Annotated in this window: 11 protein-coding genes and 1 tRNA gene; 5 read left to right on the forward strand and 7 right to left on the reverse strand. The window is 58.6% G+C overall.

Translation table 11 applies throughout. The annotated features are described in order from the left end of the window. Positions 1-50 precede the first annotated feature (50 nt). Both AC5S27_RS24730 and AC5S27_RS24735 read left to right on the forward strand, forming a co-directional pair. A complete protein-coding gene (locus AC5S27_RS24730; RefSeq protein WP_493937231.1) occupies positions 51-824 on the forward strand; it encodes a methionine ABC transporter ATP-binding protein in 774 nt (257 codons plus the stop codon). Next, positions 821-1480, forward strand: coding sequence for a methionine ABC transporter permease (locus AC5S27_RS24735; RefSeq protein ID WP_493937232.1), 660 nt, complete (start codon positions 821-823; stop codon positions 1478-1480). The genes AC5S27_RS24730 and AC5S27_RS24735 overlap by 4 nt, the downstream gene beginning before the upstream one ends. Before the next feature lie 43 nt (positions 1481-1523). Here AC5S27_RS24735 and AC5S27_RS24740 read toward each other — a convergent pair whose 3' ends face one another. Further along, a complete protein-coding gene (locus AC5S27_RS24740; RefSeq protein ID WP_493937233.1) occupies positions 1524-3773 on the reverse strand; it encodes an MMPL family transporter in 2250 nt (749 codons plus the stop codon). A gap of 232 nt (positions 3774-4005) precedes the next feature. Here AC5S27_RS24740 and AC5S27_RS24745 point away from each other — a divergent pair, with 232 nt between their 5' ends. Next, on the forward strand, positions 4006-4824 hold the full coding sequence (locus tag AC5S27_RS24745) for a hypothetical protein (protein ID WP_493937234.1): 819 nt from the start codon (positions 4006-4008) through the stop codon (positions 4822-4824). Between the two features lie 70 nt (positions 4825-4894). Here AC5S27_RS24745 and AC5S27_RS24750 read toward each other — a convergent pair whose 3' ends face one another. Further along, on the reverse strand, positions 4895-8203 hold the full coding sequence (locus AC5S27_RS24750; RefSeq protein WP_493937235.1) for a thioester reductase domain-containing protein: 3309 nt from the start codon (positions 8201-8203) through the stop codon (positions 4895-4897). 334 nt (positions 8204-8537) lie between these two features. Between AC5S27_RS24750 and AC5S27_RS24755 the strand changes: the two genes are divergently transcribed. Both AC5S27_RS24755 and AC5S27_RS24760 read left to right on the forward strand, forming a co-directional pair. Continuing rightward, the gene (locus AC5S27_RS24755) at positions 8538-9761 is read left to right on the forward strand and encodes a fatty acid desaturase family protein (protein WP_493937236.1); all 1224 of its coding nucleotides are present in this window, start codon (positions 8538-8540) and stop codon (positions 9759-9761) included. A 123-nt stretch (positions 9762-9884) separates the two neighbouring features. Further along, positions 9885-11261 carry a cytochrome P450 gene (locus AC5S27_RS24760; protein ID WP_493937237.1) on the forward strand — a complete coding sequence of 459 codons (1377 nt, stop codon included), beginning with the start codon at positions 9885-9887 and terminating at the stop codon, positions 11259-11261. Positions 11262-11322: 61 nt separating this feature from the next. Here AC5S27_RS24760 and AC5S27_RS24765 read toward each other — a convergent pair. The 5 genes from AC5S27_RS24765 to AC5S27_RS24785 all read right to left on the reverse strand — a co-directional run bounded on the left by AC5S27_RS24765 (position 11323) and on the right by AC5S27_RS24785 (position 17175). Continuing rightward, a tRNA-Ile gene (locus AC5S27_RS24765) sits at positions 11323-11399 on the reverse strand. A gap of 87 nt (positions 11400-11486) precedes the next feature. Beyond that, on the reverse strand, positions 11487-13268 hold the full coding sequence (locus tag AC5S27_RS24770) for a M20/M25/M40 family metallo-hydrolase (RefSeq protein WP_493937238.1): 1782 nt from the start codon (positions 13266-13268) through the stop codon (positions 11487-11489). A 52-nt stretch (positions 13269-13320) separates the two neighbouring features. Next, positions 13321-14520: a SpoIID/LytB domain-containing protein gene (locus AC5S27_RS24775; protein ID WP_493937239.1), complete on the reverse strand. Its 1200-nt coding sequence runs from the start codon at positions 14518-14520 to the stop codon at positions 13321-13323. Next, positions 14483-15454, reverse strand: a complete 972-nt coding sequence (locus tag AC5S27_RS24780) for a penicillin-binding transpeptidase domain-containing protein (protein ID WP_493937240.1) — start codon at positions 15452-15454, stop codon at positions 14483-14485. Before AC5S27_RS24780 ends, AC5S27_RS24775 begins: the two co-directional genes overlap by 38 nt. Next, positions 15442-17175 (reverse strand): hypothetical protein, encoded by a 1734-nt coding sequence (locus AC5S27_RS24785; RefSeq protein ID WP_493937241.1) that lies wholly within the window; start codon positions 17173-17175, stop codon positions 15442-15444. Before AC5S27_RS24785 ends, AC5S27_RS24780 begins: the two co-directional genes overlap by 13 nt. Positions 17176-17226: the final 51 nt, after the last annotated feature.

The raw sequence follows: 17226 nt of genomic DNA on the forward strand, positions 1-17226 counted from the left end.
AGAGCATTTCCGCAGCGCACGATGACTCTCCAGCGATCCTTGTACGAGGTTTGACAAGAAGATTCTCGCTCAATGTTCGTCCTGCGTTGGACAGCGTGGATATTGAAGTCTCTGCAGGCACGATTCATGGCGTCCTCGGAATGAGTGGCGCAGGCAAATCCACGCTGTTACGCTGCATTGCGCGTCTCGAAGAGCCCGACGCAGGTGAGATTGTTATAGCCGGTCAGGATTGGACGAAGCTGTCGAGCTCCGAGTTACGCCATGAGCGCGGCCGCATGGGAATCGTCTTTCAACAACTGCATCTGCTAGCATCCCGCACTGTAGCCGCGAATGTCGCTCTGCCGCTTGAGTTTCAAGGCCAACCGCGAGCCCAGATCGATGCGCGTGTTACCGAGCTTCTTCAATGGTTCGGTATTGCAGATAAAGCGGGTGCGTATCCGGCGCAGATCTCCGGAGGGCAGCGGCAGCGGGTTGCTCTGGCCAGAGCGCTGGCTACGAACCCTCGTGTATTGCTAGCGGATGAACCAACTTCGGCTCTTGATCCTGAAACCAGCGCATCGGTGCTTGCGATTCTCAAGAACATCCGTGAGAAGTTCGGTGTAACTATCCTGATGATTACCCACGACCTTCAGTCTGCCGCGTCGATCTGCGATTCGCTCACCGTGCTGGACGCCGGGCGGGTGGTAGAAAGCGGCTCGGCACAACAACTGCTCACGCATCCTGCTACAGACGTGACACGCCGGTTGCTGGGTCACACCGCTTCTCCGCAGAGTCAGCCGGCGGTTCATCCTCATCTGCATCTCGAGGAGATTGGCCAGCTATGAGCAGCTTAACCGAACTGCTTCCTCTCATTGCCGAAGCCACTCTCCAGACGCTTGTCATGGTGACTGTGGCCGTACTTTTGTGCGTCGTATTTGGACTCGCTCTTGGGTCATGGCTTGCGGCCAGTTCACCGCAGGGCATCGCGCCATCGTCAGCGGTTCATCAGATACTGGCGGCGGTTGCCAACATATCGCGCAGCATCCCTTTCCTTATTCTCATCGTGCTGCTGCTGCCTCTCACTCGCTTCCTCGTAGGCACATCGATCGGCACCGCCGCGGCAATTGTGCCGCTGGTGATCGGCGGAACTCCGTACGCCGCGCGGCTTGTCGAAGCTGCATTACTGGATGTCAATCCAGGCTTGATCCAGGCTGTCGTTACGCTGGGAGCATCCCCGGAACAGGCGGTCTTCAAGGTGTATCTGCCGGAAGCGGTGCCAGGCCTGATTCGCGCCTTCACTGTCCTGGCGATTACGATGATTAACTTCTCCGCGATGGCAGGCGCTGTGGGCGGAGGCGGCCTGGGCGACCTCGCGATTCGATACGGCTATCAACGCTTTCGCATCGACGTGTTGGCGCTGTGCTGCGTCGTGCTCATCGTGCTGGTACAGGGCGTGCAATTCACCGGGAACCGTCTGGCCCGCCACTTTGACCGGCGTTGAGGACCACGCAGGGCGCGAGGTTGCGTAGTTAGCAGCATCCTGCTTAAGGCATCCGTGTTTCGGGATCCCCAATCGTGGGCTGACGGCGCACCGTTGCCAGCCCCCCGGGCCACCAGTTCCAGTCGCCTGCAATCCGCAGGAGTGCGGGGCCGATCACGATCCGCACCAGCGTGGCATCAATGAATACTGCCGCCGCCAGCGTGAATCCGATCATCTTGATCACTAGAAAATCTCCAAAGGTGAATGCCGCGAATACGACGATCATGATCGCGGCTGCGCTGGTAATGAGCCCGGCGGTTCTGGCCAATCCTTCCGGAATCGCGTCTTCTTCACTCAGCCCGCTCCGTCTGGCTTCAAGAACACGTGCGACCAGGAACACTTCGTAGTCCATACTGAGTCCAAAAACGATGGCGAAACTCACGATGGGGACCAGGGGGAAGATGCTACCTGTTCCGCCCGGAACCCCCATCAAGCCGCTCCCGTGACCATCCTGGAAAACCAGGACCAGGGCTCCGAAGGAGGCTAAGACCGAGAACAGGTCAAGCGCGATCGCCTTCACCGCAGCGAAGAGCGACCGGAATCCGCCGAGGAGCGCCAGCAGCGTCCCCACCACCACCAATGTCGTAACCGGCACAACGTGATCGCGGACGATCGTCTGATAATCGGCGTTGAGCGAAGGGATGCCGCCGACTTGCATGCTTGCGCCGGGTACCTCGGTGAGCGCTGGTGCACCGGTCTTTCGGATTTCGCGCACCCAATCGACTTGATCGCGGAGTGAAACCGAAGTCTTCGGCAATACTTCGAGCAGCGCCGCATGTCCGTCACTACTCAAGAATGTGCGGCGCGTTTCACGCGACACGCTGTTGAGAAATGACTGGTTGCCATCGGCGACGGTTGTGATCGAAACGACACGGTCACAGCGCGGGTCGCTGGCCAGTTTTTTGGAGATACGATCGATCGCATTCCAACCTGCGTCGGTTTGCGTAATGGATTCGCTTGGCAGCTGGACAATCACGCGCATGGATTGCACGATGCCGCTCCGGTCCATTTTTTCGAGGGTGTGAAGCGCATGCACGGATTCCGCTCCCTGCGGAAGCCAATCCCCATTGGGAACGCGTGTATCGAGCCTTGTAGCCTGCCATGCGAGGAACAGCAATGGGGTGCCTGCCAGCAGTAGGGATAGCCAGGGATGGGCAACAATCACTTTCCCCCATTGCCTCCAGCGCCTTCCGGCGCGCGCGTCGCATTGAGCATCCAACTTCGGGGTGAAGGGTAGCCGGCCCGCATTGATGCGCGGACCGAGCAGACCTAAGAGGGCTGGAACCAGGGTATTAGCGAGCAATACGCTTACACCCGCCACCACGAATCCCGCAATCCCGATCGAACGGATTTCGCTGATGGGAACTGTCAGCAGGGCTAGAAAACCGATGGCGACCGTCGAAGCGGAGATCAAGAGCGTACGACCTGCCTGCCGCGCAGCAATCAGAGAGGCTGCGTGTCCGTCGTTTCCGGCTGCAAGTGCCTCCCGAAAGCGGCTGACCATGAGCAGCCCGTAGTCGATGCCCAGGCCCAGCCCAAGCATGGTGGCCAGATTCTGCACCAGGATGGACAAGTGCATGTAATGGGCCAGAAATCCGGTGATCGCCATGGTTGCCGCAATTGCCAATTCACCCACGGCCAGCGGAATGAGCGCGGCGACGAAGCTTCCGAAGGCCACCAACAGGAGCGCCAGCGTCGCAGGAACCACCAGGCTTTCAGCGCGGTTCACCTCATCCGCGCTTACTTTTCGAATATCGAAATTCAGCAGAATTTCGCCCGTCAGTTCCATCTTCACAGCCGGATAGCGGGCCTTGAATTGGTTTTGCAGAGAATCCGCCAACCCGTGCAAGCTGGGAATCAGTGACTCCACTGGCCCGTCTGAGGATGCGAGTCCAACCAGGACAAACGTTCCACCGTCGTGGCCCAGAAAAATCGGATCGCGCAAATCCAGATAGGAAACGACCCCGGAGACGCCGGGCATCCCTCGTAGTGCCGTCACAATCGTTGCCAGCGCTTGTCCGCCGTCTTCTGAGTCCGCGGGTGGAAGCCCTTCGACCACCAGGACCACGCGGTCCACAAAAGGGGAGTGAAAGCGGGTCGCCAGTTCCTGCTGGACATTCTGCGCTTCGCTGACTTCGAGACGGGTCGCGGTCTCAAGATGGCGCTCGGAGTGAAATGAGAAGGGAAGAAGCGCGACAACGGCGGCGAACACTATCCCGGCCAACCAGAAACGGCGCAAATACTCGAAACTCATGATGTCCTTGAAAATCGGCGAAATTTACCGGATGTTCCTCCGGATGTTCCAACGGTCCGGCAGCGTGAGCGAAATCCTCTCAGGATCTCCGCCTCAAAGTGGAGGTTTCACTGCATAACCGGTCCATAGCCGGCTCGTATAGTGGTTAAGATGCATGTTTCTGGCCGGATCGACACCTCGGCCACCATCAATCTATTCAAGCTTGCCGCCATAGGGAAGCTCAGGAGAACCAATGCGTAAGCTTTTGTTACTAGGATTGGCCACCGCCTTTCCGTTGGGAACTGCCGCGAGTCTTGTCGCTGCGGAACCCGTCGCCACCTCGACTGAATCCTGGATTGGCTCCTGGACGCTCATTTCGTCTCAGTCCACGCTCGATCCTCCCAACAAACTCTCCATCGCAACGGTTCATGGCGCCGTGCATGTCGCTATGTCGGGTGAAACCCGCTTTGATTTTACGGCCAAACCGGACGGTCATGAAACAGCCGTTCCAGGCAATCCGGCGTTCAATCAAATTGAGTTGCACCGTATCAGCAAGACGCAGACCGAAATTAAGGAAATGAAGAATGGAGTGCTGGCCGCGACAGTTCGCGACCAGATTTCGAAGGACGGGAAAGAGCTGACGATCACGACGGTAACTCCAGGTCAAGCGGACAAGATCACAGTATGGACGCGAACCGGTGGATCGAAGACCATAGGCGACCCGTTTGCGGGCGAGTGGACGCAGGATTTCGGCAAGACGCACTTACGACAGGGACCACTGCTCAAGATCGAAGCGGATGGGAGCGGTGGGGTGCGCTTCTCTGGCGAGTTCAGCTTTACGGCCCGCTTTGACGGCAAGACGTACGATGTGAAGAATTCCCGCAACGATACGGTAACGCTTCAGCTAGTCGATCCGCATACGGTAGACGCAACTTACCGCCGAGACGACCAGGTGACGCAGAAGGACCGGTGGGTAGTTTCCGCGGATGGACAGCAGATGACACTTACGAGTACCGGCACTTTTGTAACGGGTCAGCATATCAACGAGAAGCTGGTTTTCAAGCGGCAGTAACGGAGCTGGCTCCGATACTGCCGCAGGTCAAGCAATCCTGGATTATGCGAAGAGCCCTGAGCGTCGGCCTTTATGCGTCAGTCCAGGCCAGGTGGCTTCCGGCCTGCGGCGCAGGATCCAGCTCGCGAGGCGCAACCGAGATAATGCCCTTACGGTACATGAACTTCAGAATGCCGTTCACGGTGTCTTCCAGCGTCGGATCTGCAATGCCCCACGTCGAAGCATCGCGAGCCAGTTGATACTCCGAGCTTTCGTAGCGCTTGAACTCCATCGCGGATATGTTGTCGACAGAACCCACCAGAAAATCCAGCAGCGGAAACAGCAGATCTTCCTTGCGGCATCTGCGGATCAGCTCAGGAACGAAGTCGGAGAGGCTGAAGATCTCGAATTGCCGGCCGGTCGACTTGGTAATGAGCGCGGTGATGTCCAGCATGTTCGAATAATCGTCGCGCACCACGTGGTACGTCTTGTTCTCAGTACCGGGAGTGTTAGAGATCGCGACGATGTTGTTCGCCACAACGTCCGCGGGGACGAAGCTGACCTGATTCAGCGTATCGACTCCGATGCCGTGATTGACCATGAACGCAACCAGGCGGACAGCGATATCGAAGTTGTTGCCGCCGCCGTCAACTGAAGGACTGACCAGGGCAGGCCGGAAGATGCGTACGGGAAGTCCCTTCCTGCGCGCATCTTCCACCACCTTTTCCGCCACCCACTTGGATTGGCTGTAGCCGAAATCGAGCAGCTCCATATTTTCGTTGCCGTCGGTCTCAAAGAGTGTGCTCTTGACCGCCCAGCCGAAGATGAAGGTCGTCGACACGTAGTTGAAGTCTTTGGGCCGTCCTTCAAACGCAAGCCGTAATGCCTCGTTCGTGCCCATTACGTTGGCGTCGCGCATCCGGTCGTAATTGAACAGGTAGTTCACGGTCGCGCCGTTGTGGAAGACCGCGTCCATCTCATTGGCCAGGAAATCCCAGGCGTCCTGAGCCAGTCCCAGCATGGGCTGTCCCAGATCGCCGCAAATGGGAACCACACGCGTCTCGAACATCTGCATCAGCCCGCTGCTGCAAGGCCCCATCGACTCCATGGCGGCCTTCAGCCTCTGCTGCCCACGATCCTCGTCTGAAGCCCGTACCAGAACGTAGATTTTAGCCCGCGTCTGTTCGAGCAGACTCTTGATCAAAAACGGTCCGATGAAGCCGGTTCCGCCCGTCAGAAGTACATGATTCAAGCTGGATGCCACGGGCAATGACGAAGGTTCCGGCGGCGTAAAAGCGAGCATCCTGTCGTTAGACATCATTTGCTTTTCCGCTTCGCGCTGCTCTTCCCGGAAGGCGCCCAGGGCATGGCGCAGTTCAACCAGCGCTTCTTCGGGAGCGCTCTCCAACTGCTCCGCCAGCCGGAAAAGATCGGCTACACTGACCCGTTGAATTACCCCGATGTCGACCTGCCGCGCTAACATCTCTGCGCCCTTATCCTTCAAGAGCTCCTTCAGCTCATGCATGAAGACGACCAGGTCCAGGGAATCGAGGCCGGCCTCGACCAGGTTGTACGACTCGTTCCCTGTCAGGTTGTAACGGGCCTTCAACACGTCGAAAGGCGACTGGCTCTCCGAACCAGACTCGGAAACCCCGGCATCTTTCTCCCGCGAGAACTCAGACAGCACCGTAAACTCGCCCGCAACCCACATCTGCTTGGCGCGGTGGCGCATAATCTTGCCGGAACTGGTTCTCGGTATGGCGCGAGGCGCAATGAAAGAGATCAGCGCCACTTCCACGTTCAGATAATTTCGCACCGCGGCGGCAATCATACGCGCGTCCGGCAGCACATTGGGATTCTTGACCTCAGCCACGATTGCGAGTGCAGGCTCGCTATCCTCATGGATCTGGAAGGCGGCCACGCAATTGTGGCGGATCATGCCCGACGCCTTTTCCACCACACTCTCAATATCCTGCGGATAATGGTTCTGCCCGCGCAGAATGATCATGTCCTTGATACGGCCGCAGACGAACAGCTCGCCATCATGGAAGAAGCCCATATCGCCGGTCCGAAGGTACCCATCGTCGTAAGGACTGTCATCGACCAGTCGCGCGCGAAACTGCTTCAGCGTGAGTTCCGGATTGTTCCAATAGCCCAGGCACTTGCCGCTGCCGGCGATCCAGATTTCGCCAACGTGGCCCTCCGGAAGAGCGTTGTGCTGCTCTGGTTCGACAATCTTCACGTCGATACCGGGAAGAGGAATTCCGCAACTGACGACCTGTGTTGCCGCGTCGACTTCGGAAACCTCGGTCGTCATCCGAACTTTGCCCAGGGCCAGTGCGCGCTTGTTGACCGAGATAATGTTCCGGCCGCCAAGCGAAACCGCCAGGGTATTCTCAGCCAGCCCGTAGGCGGCATAGAAACTCTCAGACTTCAATCCATAAGGCTGGAATGCTTCCAGGAATCGCGTAAACGTATCCGGCTTCACCGGCTCCGCGGCGCACATCAACACGCGAAGCGAACTCAGATCGCAGCTTTCCAGACTGTCCTTCGAAAGCCTTCCGGCGCGAAGGCAATAGTCGTACGCAAAATTAGGCGCTGCCGTCGCTGTGGCCCGACAGGTCGTCATCGCGTCGAACCACAGACCGGGTCGCTGAATGAAGTCCATCGGGGCGAAGCCGTACGTCGTGCCGCCCTTCAGAGCGGGATAGAGATAGCACCCAATCAATCCCATATCGTGATATTGGGGAAGCCATGACACCACGACCGGCTCTGGGTGGTCGATCACAAGCGGGCATGTATCCAGGATGTTGTCGTGCGTCACGATGACGCCTTTGGGCTCCATCGTCGATCCCGAAGTGTACTGGAGGAACAGAATCTTCGAAGGGTCGAAAACAGGTTCATCCATGTCCGTATCCGCATGCGGATCAACGAAGTTCTCCGTGACGATCCACGGAAGACTGGAAATGTAGTCCACGTCGACGCCGGACGCAGAAACGCCGCTCCGTGCGAGATTCGTCTTCAAAGAAGCGTGGTAGTCCTTGCTCGTCAGAATTCCGGCTGCCTGGCAATCCCTGGCGATATGGACCATTTTGTACAGGGCGCTCTGGAAGCCACGAGAACCAGGCGGATAGACCGGCACCGGGATCAATCCAGCGCGCACACAACCGAAGAACGCGCAGATCATTTCGAGCCCCGGCGGGTAGGCAAGCAGGAGCCGATCCTCAGCCGCGAACCGGTGTTCCCTCCGCAAGTGCCCTGCAATCACCTTCGTTCGCTGTAGAAACGACGCGTAGGAATAGCATTCGATCGGATTACCGTTCAGGTCGAGGTACGAGTACAGGAGTTTGTGCGGGTGCTCATCACCCAGCCTATCCAGTTGGTCCAGAATCGACGCCATAATAGGTCAGCAATACCCCCGAAGTTGAATAGCAAAGCCCAGTCATCAGAAACACGTAACGTCTCGCGGCTCTCCGTGTCCCGGCAGGGTGAAGAACGGCTGAGTCTCGGAGTGCGGAACCGTAGTGTAGGCCAATTTGAGAGCAAAAGCATAGAAATCTTTGCCGTTGCGTCATGTGGCGTGGTCACATCATGTTAACAGAGCCGCGCATCATTGCACTGTGTACCTGCATCTCATGCGCGACCACTTCACGCATGCTTGACCTGGATCGAATTTCCTTGATTATTCTCAGAGCTACCCGATAGTATCAGGTGTTTGACGCTGAATGGGTGGGATGACAGATCCGCTCGTGCTCTGGCCCGCCGATGCTGAAGTTCAGAACGCGTCAAATAGACTGAACGCGATTGCGGAGGCACCGGTGACGTCCCAGACCGAAGCGGAAATCTCTCTGTGTCCAGATGTAGAAGATCTTGCTCCGGCCCAGGTCTCGCCACGACAGTCTGTTTTCGATCCTGCCGCCGCATCTTCCTTCCCAAAAGTCCTGCGCCGCCGGCTGGACAGCCTGTTTGCCGACGGCAAGATTTCTCCCAAGGCCGACGGCTCGATGTGGGTCAAGATCGCTGCGGGTCTGGCAGTTCTGGCGGGCAGCTGGATTGCTCTCTACGCGTTCCGGCCGGACTCATGGAAGTTCGTAGCCCTCTACCTCTTGAGCGGCCTCGCCCAGACATTCCTCTTGCTCAACATCGCCCACGACAGCAACCACAACGCAGTCTCGTCGGTGCCGTTCGTAAACAAGCTCCTCAACTATGTTTTCGATCTTTGCGGCATCAACTCGTATATGTGGCGCATCCTGCATCATCGCGGTCACCACTCCTGCATCAATGTCCACGGAGAAGACGACGCGCTGACCGGCCGCGGTCTGCTGCGTTTTACACCCCATGAGCCGCGCACTCCGCTGCAGCGCTTTCAGCATATTTACGCGCTCGTCCTTTACGCGCTTTTCTCTCTCGACTACGTCTTCGTACGCGACTTTGAATCCTTCTTCTTCCCCTCCCACGACTACTTACGCCGCACCAAACATCCGCGGCGTGAGTACGTCATCCTATTCGCCAGCAAGGCCTTCTACCTCACCTACATGCTGATTTTTCCGGAGATTGTCTTGGGCAAAGCACCACTGCTGGTCGCCGGATCGTTTCTCCTTGTCCACCTGGTGGTTGGTTTGAGCGTAGCGCTGGTGTTCCAGACTACGCACACCATCGACACCACGTACTTCCCGGCAAGCCGCAACGAGTTTGACAACAGCGTGTATCACATCTTCGCCACCACGGCAGATTATGCGACGACCAACCCGATTGTGAGCTGGCTCGTTGGCGGGCTGAACCACCACATCGCTCACCATCTGTGTCCGTTCGTGTGCCACACGCACTACGCTAAGCTCACGAAGATCGCAAAAGAGACTGCCGAAGAATTTGGCGTTCCTTACCGGCAGCACCCGACGATGACCAAAGCAATCTGGCATCATCTGATACTTTTGAGGCAACTGGGCAACGAGAACTGATCTGCCCACCGTCCTCACCGTCTCTGTTACTTAAGTCGACCCAAACGCTTCAGCCAAACCACATAGAATATCCACAGTGAAACTCCCGCAGCCGGGAAGCCACCGTGACAGCGAGGCGTAATCGTGCCGCAACCCACCCCAGTCGTCTCCCGATTTCGCTCCTTTGCCGACTCACGCGCGATGTTCCTCAATCCGGCGAAGGTTCTCTCCAGGTACATCGAGCTCTACGGCGACACTTTCCGTTTCTATCTGGGCGGCCTGAAAGAGGCCATCGTTACAACCAATCCCGCTGTGATTCAGCATGTCCTGAAGGCAAACGCGGAGAATTACCAGAAGTCCGATATTCAAGTAAAGCGCATGGGCCACTTCCTCGGGAAAGGCCTTCTCACCACCCACGGAGAAGCGTGGCGCACCCAGCGGCGGCTTATCCAGAAGGGGTTTGATCGCAAGCAACTAGAGGCGCTTTCAGCGATCATGCAGGGTTCTCTTGCAGAGTCGCTGCGGGATTTCGACGAGCAAATAACGGCAGGCCCTGTAGATATCTACCCCCAGCTCATGAAGATGACCTTCGCGATGGTTGCCAGGTCGCTCTTCGGCGCGAAGCTGAAAGAAGAGGACATCGACCTCGTCAGCCATACCATCTGTACCGTTCAGGAATTTATCGTTCGCCAAACGCTTCAGCCTTACCTGAACCCTTGGTTTGAACTCTCGGGCGAACTCCGCAAACATGAAGAGATGCGTAAGCGCGCAGATGGCGTTCTGCTCGAATACATCACGCAACGCCGCCACCAGGCGCCCGGCCACGATCTGCTGCAAACGCTGATGGATGCGCGTTACTCGGACGGCGAAGGGATGAGCGACGAGCTGGTCCTAAGCGAGAGCATGCAGCTTCTGGTCGCCGGCCATGAGACTTCGTCGAATGCTCTATCCTGGCTTCTCTACCTCTTAAGCTCGCGCCCGGATGGTCTGGAAAAGGTGCGCCAAGAGTTTGATACCGTTCTGGGTGACGCGCCGTTGAGTTTCGGCGACGTTTCCAGGTTCGAGTTTGCCACGCAGGTGATCCAGGAAGCGCTTCGCCTCTACCCACCGTTCTGGATGATCGACCGCATGGCTGTTGCGGACGACCGCGTAGGCGATCTCGAAATACCTCGAGGATCGACGGTCATCGTCTTCGTCTACGGTGCCCACCATGCGCCACGCTATTGGGAAGACCCGGAACGTTTCGACCCGGCGCGCTTTGCCAAAGCGAACGAAAAACTGCAAACACCCTTTACCTATCTGCCTTTCGGAGCGGGCCCAAGGGGCTGCATCGGCGGTAACTACGCGATGCTGCAAGTCCTGATGATTCTGAGCGTTCTGCTCAGAAAATATGATTTTGAGCTGCCCCCAGGCCAGACGATCGAAGCGCGTCCGATGGTCATCCTGCGGCCGAAGAACGGAATCCGCATGAAGTTCACCCAGGCAGTTGCGCGCGACCGTCATGCAATTGCTCAGGAATAGAATTGACCGGGTTCGAAGTTGAAGGCGCGGAAATCTACTCAAATACCGGAAGAAGAAGGTCTGGTGGGCCCACCAGGACTTGAACCTGGAACCAATGGATTATGAGTCCACTGCTCTAACCAATTGAGCTATAGGCCCTGCCGGCGACGGGCGTCGCAGACAACAGTGTATCGGAAACGGGGAACCGGCTGCTTGCCTGTTCCCCTTCTTCTTTGACCGTCGGACTTAGCGCGCTGGCGTCGCGGCCAGGCCCGGATTGGCAATGAACGCAGGCGTCTTCCCGTCCTCTGCGAAGCGCCATGCAGACAGGTAAGCCAGCTCCAGGATCTTATGCATCTTGGGGTAGTCAATCTTTTCCGCCGTGTCCGTAACGTGGTGATAGTCGGGATGGAAGCCGGTGAACCACCAGAATGCGGGGATGTTCTTGAGCACGAAAGGGAACTGGTCGCTGCGAAAGAAGACGTTCAGCGCAGACTCATGATCAAAGCGATCGTCGAGGTCGAGCCCGATCAACTTGTTCTCCTCCTTGACGACGCGGTCATAGTCCGGCGAATAGAGCGCGCCAATCAGGTTGAGGCGGTTCGTGGTGTTGGCAGGGATGGTAATCAGGCCATCCGTCTGCGGACTCGCCTGCTCATCGCGGCCAATCATATCGAAGTTGATCTGCGCGCGCGTTGTCGCCAGCGGACGCAGTGGATGCGCCGCCATCCAATAGGCGCCAAGCAGTCCGCGCTCTTCCGATGCAAAGACCACAAAGAGAATTGACCGTTTCGGGCGGGCGCCGTTCGCGGCGAAGGCCTTGGCCAGTTCCACCACGCCGACCGTGCCGGAACCGTTGTCATCGGCGCCGTGCCACACCTGCTTCGTATCCGGTCCGGGTGGGGTTGGCTTGCCGTTCTCATCAACGCCGAACTGACCAGGTTGCGAGGGAGAGAATCCATCGTGATCGTGATGCGCGGTGATCAGAATGGTCTCTGCACTGAGGCTGGGGTCGCTGCCTTCGAGCAGCGCGGCAACGTTGCTGGTGGTGCCGGTCCGCTCGCTTGTATTGCGCAGATGCAGCGTCAGCGTTGTGTCCGGCAGCGCGCGACTCTGCGGGGTTAGATCCTTATCAATCGCAGCCTGCAGCGCGCTGCCAGTAGTGCCGGAATTCGCCAGTAGGGCGGCGAGAACCGCGTCCTGCACCAGCGCTGCGGGAATACGCAACTCATCGTCGGCAATCGCCTGCGACGGCAGTGGGATGGCGCGCGTCACGCTGCCGCCGATGCGAGCAGTGCGCTCGGCGTTGGTGAGGTGCTTTCGGTTCGGCTCAGCAACCAGCACCAGCGCAACGGCTCCGTGGGCTTGGGCATTCAAAAGCTTCACGCGCGACGTTGCATAGCGTGTGTTGCCCGTGCCGTTGAAGATGGATTTGGGGTCATCCTCCTGCGGCTCATGGTCGAAGACCAGCACGATTTTCCCCTTTGCGTCGATGCCTTTGTAATCGTCATAACCCAGCTCGGGAGCGGTAATCCCGTAGCCGGCAAAGATCACCGGCGCAGTCACGTCAACCGAGTGCTTGTAAACGCCGAAGGCCTGCGGAGCCTTGAATTCGGTAGGCTGCCCGGCACGGGTCAGCGTGATGCTGGACGCGGCGCGATCGGGGCGGTATTCCACCAGCTCAAAGCTCTGCTGAAAGGTTGGCTTGCCTGCCGCATCGGTCGCGGCGGGCTTCAGCCCTGCCTTGGCGAACTCGCCGGCAATCCACGCAATAGCGGCATCGTCGCCCGCTTCCAGGCTCATCCGCCCGACCAGCTTATCCGACGCGATGTAGGCAAGGTCGGAGCGGAGCGCATGCTCATTCAGAGCGACAAATCCCTTGCGTTCGTGCGCCGGAATGCCCGCCTTGCCAGGGCCGCTGGATAGGGTCACATCGGGCGCTTGCGCAATCAATGTTGCTGATGCGGTGAGCGCGAGAAGCACGGCTGATGGAACAGTGCGCTTGCTGAAGCGAAAGAGCGTCTGCATGCCCACATCATAGGGACGCAAGCCGCGAAACTCAACGCAGGAATCGAGCATCTTACTGGGCAGCGTTCAAGGAGGAGAGATCGATCGGCTTCAGCCGCGTGTTGGGGTAATAGTGCGCCAGGATCTCCGCAAAGCCTGCACCTCGCCGGGCCATATCGGCAGCACCGAGCTGACATAGTCCTATCCCATGACCGACCCCCGCCCCCTCCGCGCTCCCATTCTTCCGCGTTGCGCCAATGCTGGGCAGAGCAGACCAGCCGTGAATGCGGTTCCAAGCAAGCCGGTCCTGCTCACTACGAATACTCGCGGTTCCAGGCGGACGCTTCCATGCCTCCGGATGACGCGAGCAATAAACGCAGCGGACAGCGTAGTACGGATAGCCCCCCGGCTTGCGTACTCCAATCTCGCGCAATGTACGAGTGCGTCCGCCACAACTGCGCGCATACATGGCAGCCAGCGTGGCATCCTGCCCTAAGCTTTCGTCACGATAGGTGAGCACCAGACCCTCCGTTGCCGCCGCAGCCTTCGCGGCAGGGCTTTGTGTGGCCGGCGGCGAACGTAGAAACTGGCAGTGCGTGGTATCGCAGAAATCGAATCCATGGTGTCCGGCTCTATGCGCAACCAGAAAAGAGCGCGCCGCCACGGCCTGCGCCTTCAGTGCCTCCATGCCCGCGCCAGAGGAGCTCTCGGCCTGCACGATCGAAGCAACCGCCGTTTCCAGGGGCATGGTCACAATGGCCTCCAGCTGTCGATTGTGAACACGAATCTCCAGCGTTCCAGCGTAAGAGCGGCGCAGTTTGCCGGGCACTTCAATTGAGAACACCGGAGCTTCATCCGTTGCCACAAGAGCGCGAGGCACAGCGACAACGCTCGTTCCCTGGAGAGCATTCTCTTCTTCGTGCGAGCCGGTCTGGAATCGCAGCTTGCCGCTGTCATCCCGCACAATGGAAGCCGACTCTGCACTAGTCAGGGTGTGCATTGTGCCGTTCATAACCACCTGTAGCGTCGCTCCCGGAGCGGCTTGCAACCGCAGTGTGGTTGGGTGAAAGAGCGAGAGCACACTGATGCGTACCGTATGTCCAGCTGGCCGTTGCGCTGAACAAATCCATGCTGAGCCCAATAGACAGAACAGCACCAGCATCCGCACAGCAAGCGGTATGGACTGGTCTGCCGCTTCGCATCTCAACTGCATTGCCATCCAGCGCATCTCGACCTCAGTTGACGGAGTGACCGGCGCGACTCCCATCGGCATCTTCAAGCTGCTTCATCATCCTGCCCGCAAGCTCTGCAGCCATTGCACCGGTGGTTCCGCGCTGGCGTACCAGCCAAAGCATACCGGATTGCGCCCTCATACCTTCCGAACCAGTCACAACGACGACGAGCCCATCGCCATTCACGCGACAGCGGTCTTCCTGCCGGTTGCTGCGCGGTACGCAGGGAGCTGTGCCGGTCTTTGCCAATGTGTCTCTATCACGGTTCTGCAATCGCCATGCCGTACCTCCCGGAAGCGCAGCCAGCTTCATACCTGCCTGCAGGCGGCCGGCCACGGATGAGCCAGGCTGCGATGCAAGCCTTGCATATGCCGCGGCCATCGTACGAGGCGGTATACGCCATTCGGGCGTCACGCCAATCCACATTCCCGCAGTACTATCTTCCGTGCCCAAGGGATCAGGAGGCGCAGGCAGGCCATATTCAGCAGCAGTCACCTGCAATGCTTCAAGTCCTCCAGGAGAAGTAGCAAGTTCCCGAGCCAGGGCAAGGAAGTAGGCATTGCAGGACCCGGCCAGCGCATGTTCCAGTCGCATCGCACCATGGCCGCCGACACGCCAGCAGCCATCGCTCTTGCCATGGCAAACGAAGGCAGGAAAGGGATCGCTAGTGATGGCGTGATTCATGTGCAGCCTTGCATAGGCCAACGCAACAAACGGCTTCAGCAGCGACCCGGGTGGCATCGGCGTCTCAGCATCGCGCCAGCGCATCGCAATCACCTGCTGCGATTGCGTATCCATCAGCAGGTAGTCAATCTGCGTAGAGGGGAACTGGTGATCCAGCAGACTCGATACAGCCTGTGCATAGAGCGCAGAACTCTGCGTGCCGGGCGTTTGTGCTGCTTCCGGCACTGTCCATGTAACGCACATCAGCAGAACCAACGCACTCGCAGAGACGCAGCGGTTCATCGGTGCCATGTGTAGGTCACAGTCTGCCGCGTAAGCGCGCCCGTCCTGCGCTCCACTAGGCTCTCCTTGTCGAGCGCTGCAAACACCTCGACGAGGCTACGCATGTTCTGCGAAAAGAAGGCAGGGGCTGCGCCTTCTCCGCCATTGGAGCCGTCCAAACCAGCGTCTCCATTCTTCGTTTGCCCCGAATTTCCGCGGTCCACCATGCCAGTCCAGCGCTCAAAGCTGGCACGCTCGCCCTTAAGATCAAGGCCAGCGATCAAGGTAGCCTGTGCATTGCTCGACGTGCCGGTCTTCGGGTGCCCAGCAAGCATCTCCCGCAGCAGCCCGTCGTTGTCGCTGAGAATGCACAGCTTCCCCTTCACCGCGACTTCCATCGGACGCACGTCGCCAATCGAATACACGGCACCGTCGGACTTCCACTCGAGCCCCAGCGAACTCGCCGTAAGCCGCTCCCCCCAAGGCCGCTGCAGCGCCGCCTGCAACGCTGCTACATCCCACTCTTTAGCAGCACTCAATACCACGGCGGACTGAAAGGGAATCCACATGCCGTCAACTGCCTGCCCAGTGCGGCTCACCGTCATCATCGACTGCAGCTCCGAACGAGCGAGCACATCGCGTAGCGCGTCGAGTTCGGCTCCAGCACGAGGTGCTATCGTCAAGGGCTCCGCATCAATGCGTGTTTCGAGATCGCTCGTAGCGCCCACGTCCTCCACATGCAACTGCGCTGTCGGCGCAACGACCGATCGGCCCGCGCCTCCCGCCCCGCGTTGCAGCAGCTTTTCATTCAACCTGGTCACTGCATCGTCCACGGTCGGCGCAGCCACTGCGCGATAGACGCCTGAACGCTCTGGCAGTAGCGCCGTCAACTCAGCAAGATCCGGCGCAGTGGTTGCTTCACTCGTCGACTTCGGCAACAGCACTCGCTCTTCATGAAATGCGTCCGTGCCGGTAAAGAGATCTGCAAGAGCGCAGCGCCATTCCTTCATCTCGGTGACGTTCTGTTGCACCCAATAGCTACGGAAGTATGGAGTGGGCACGATCTTCTCGAGATTTAACGTCATGCGCAGATCGCCCTGTGCCTTCGCCGCCCCGTGCGCATCCGCGAACCAAGGTTCCGCCGAAAGTGAGTTGGTCGCAGCGGTGTGATCTGTGTCGGCGATGAGTGTAAGTGCGCCTGCTATCAGATCGTCGCGCGTGGCGAGGAGCAGCCAGTCTCCACTGGTGGCGAAGGCCACTGTGCGCTGTTGTTCGCCCTTCTCAGCATCTCCCTGCGTGCGCACGTAAAAGGTCTGGTTGCCCACCTGCCGCGCGGAAAACTTCGAACGCAGCTGCAGCAGGCGCGTCTTTTCCGCAGTAGCAGAAGGCATGCGCGTGATGTAGAGAAACTCGAGATTGCCAATGTCGTACCAGGCGAAGATGCTTTCGCGCCCGGCAACTTCTTTCAAAAAACTTTCGTCGGGAGGCAAACCCGCGGCCACTGCAAACTCATCCTGTGCGCTAACAAGACGGCCAAACAGGCGTGAGTTTGAAAATACGCTGTAGTTGTCGCTTTTCAGCCAGGCAGTCTTTTCTGGCGAGCTGTTCCAACGCTTCAGCAGCGCAGAGAAATCCTTCGCTTCAATGCTCAGCAGCGCACCTTGCGGCAGCATCTTTGCCATCAGCGGCGCACCACCATCTGCCGCACCGAAGGCAAACCATGCAGCGCGCGTGCCATAGGTTGCCGCCATGAATCCGAAAACAATGCAAGCAATCACGAGCGGTCTTCGCGTTGGCCGCGA

This window comes from Acidicapsa borealis (genome assembly GCF_059115245.1).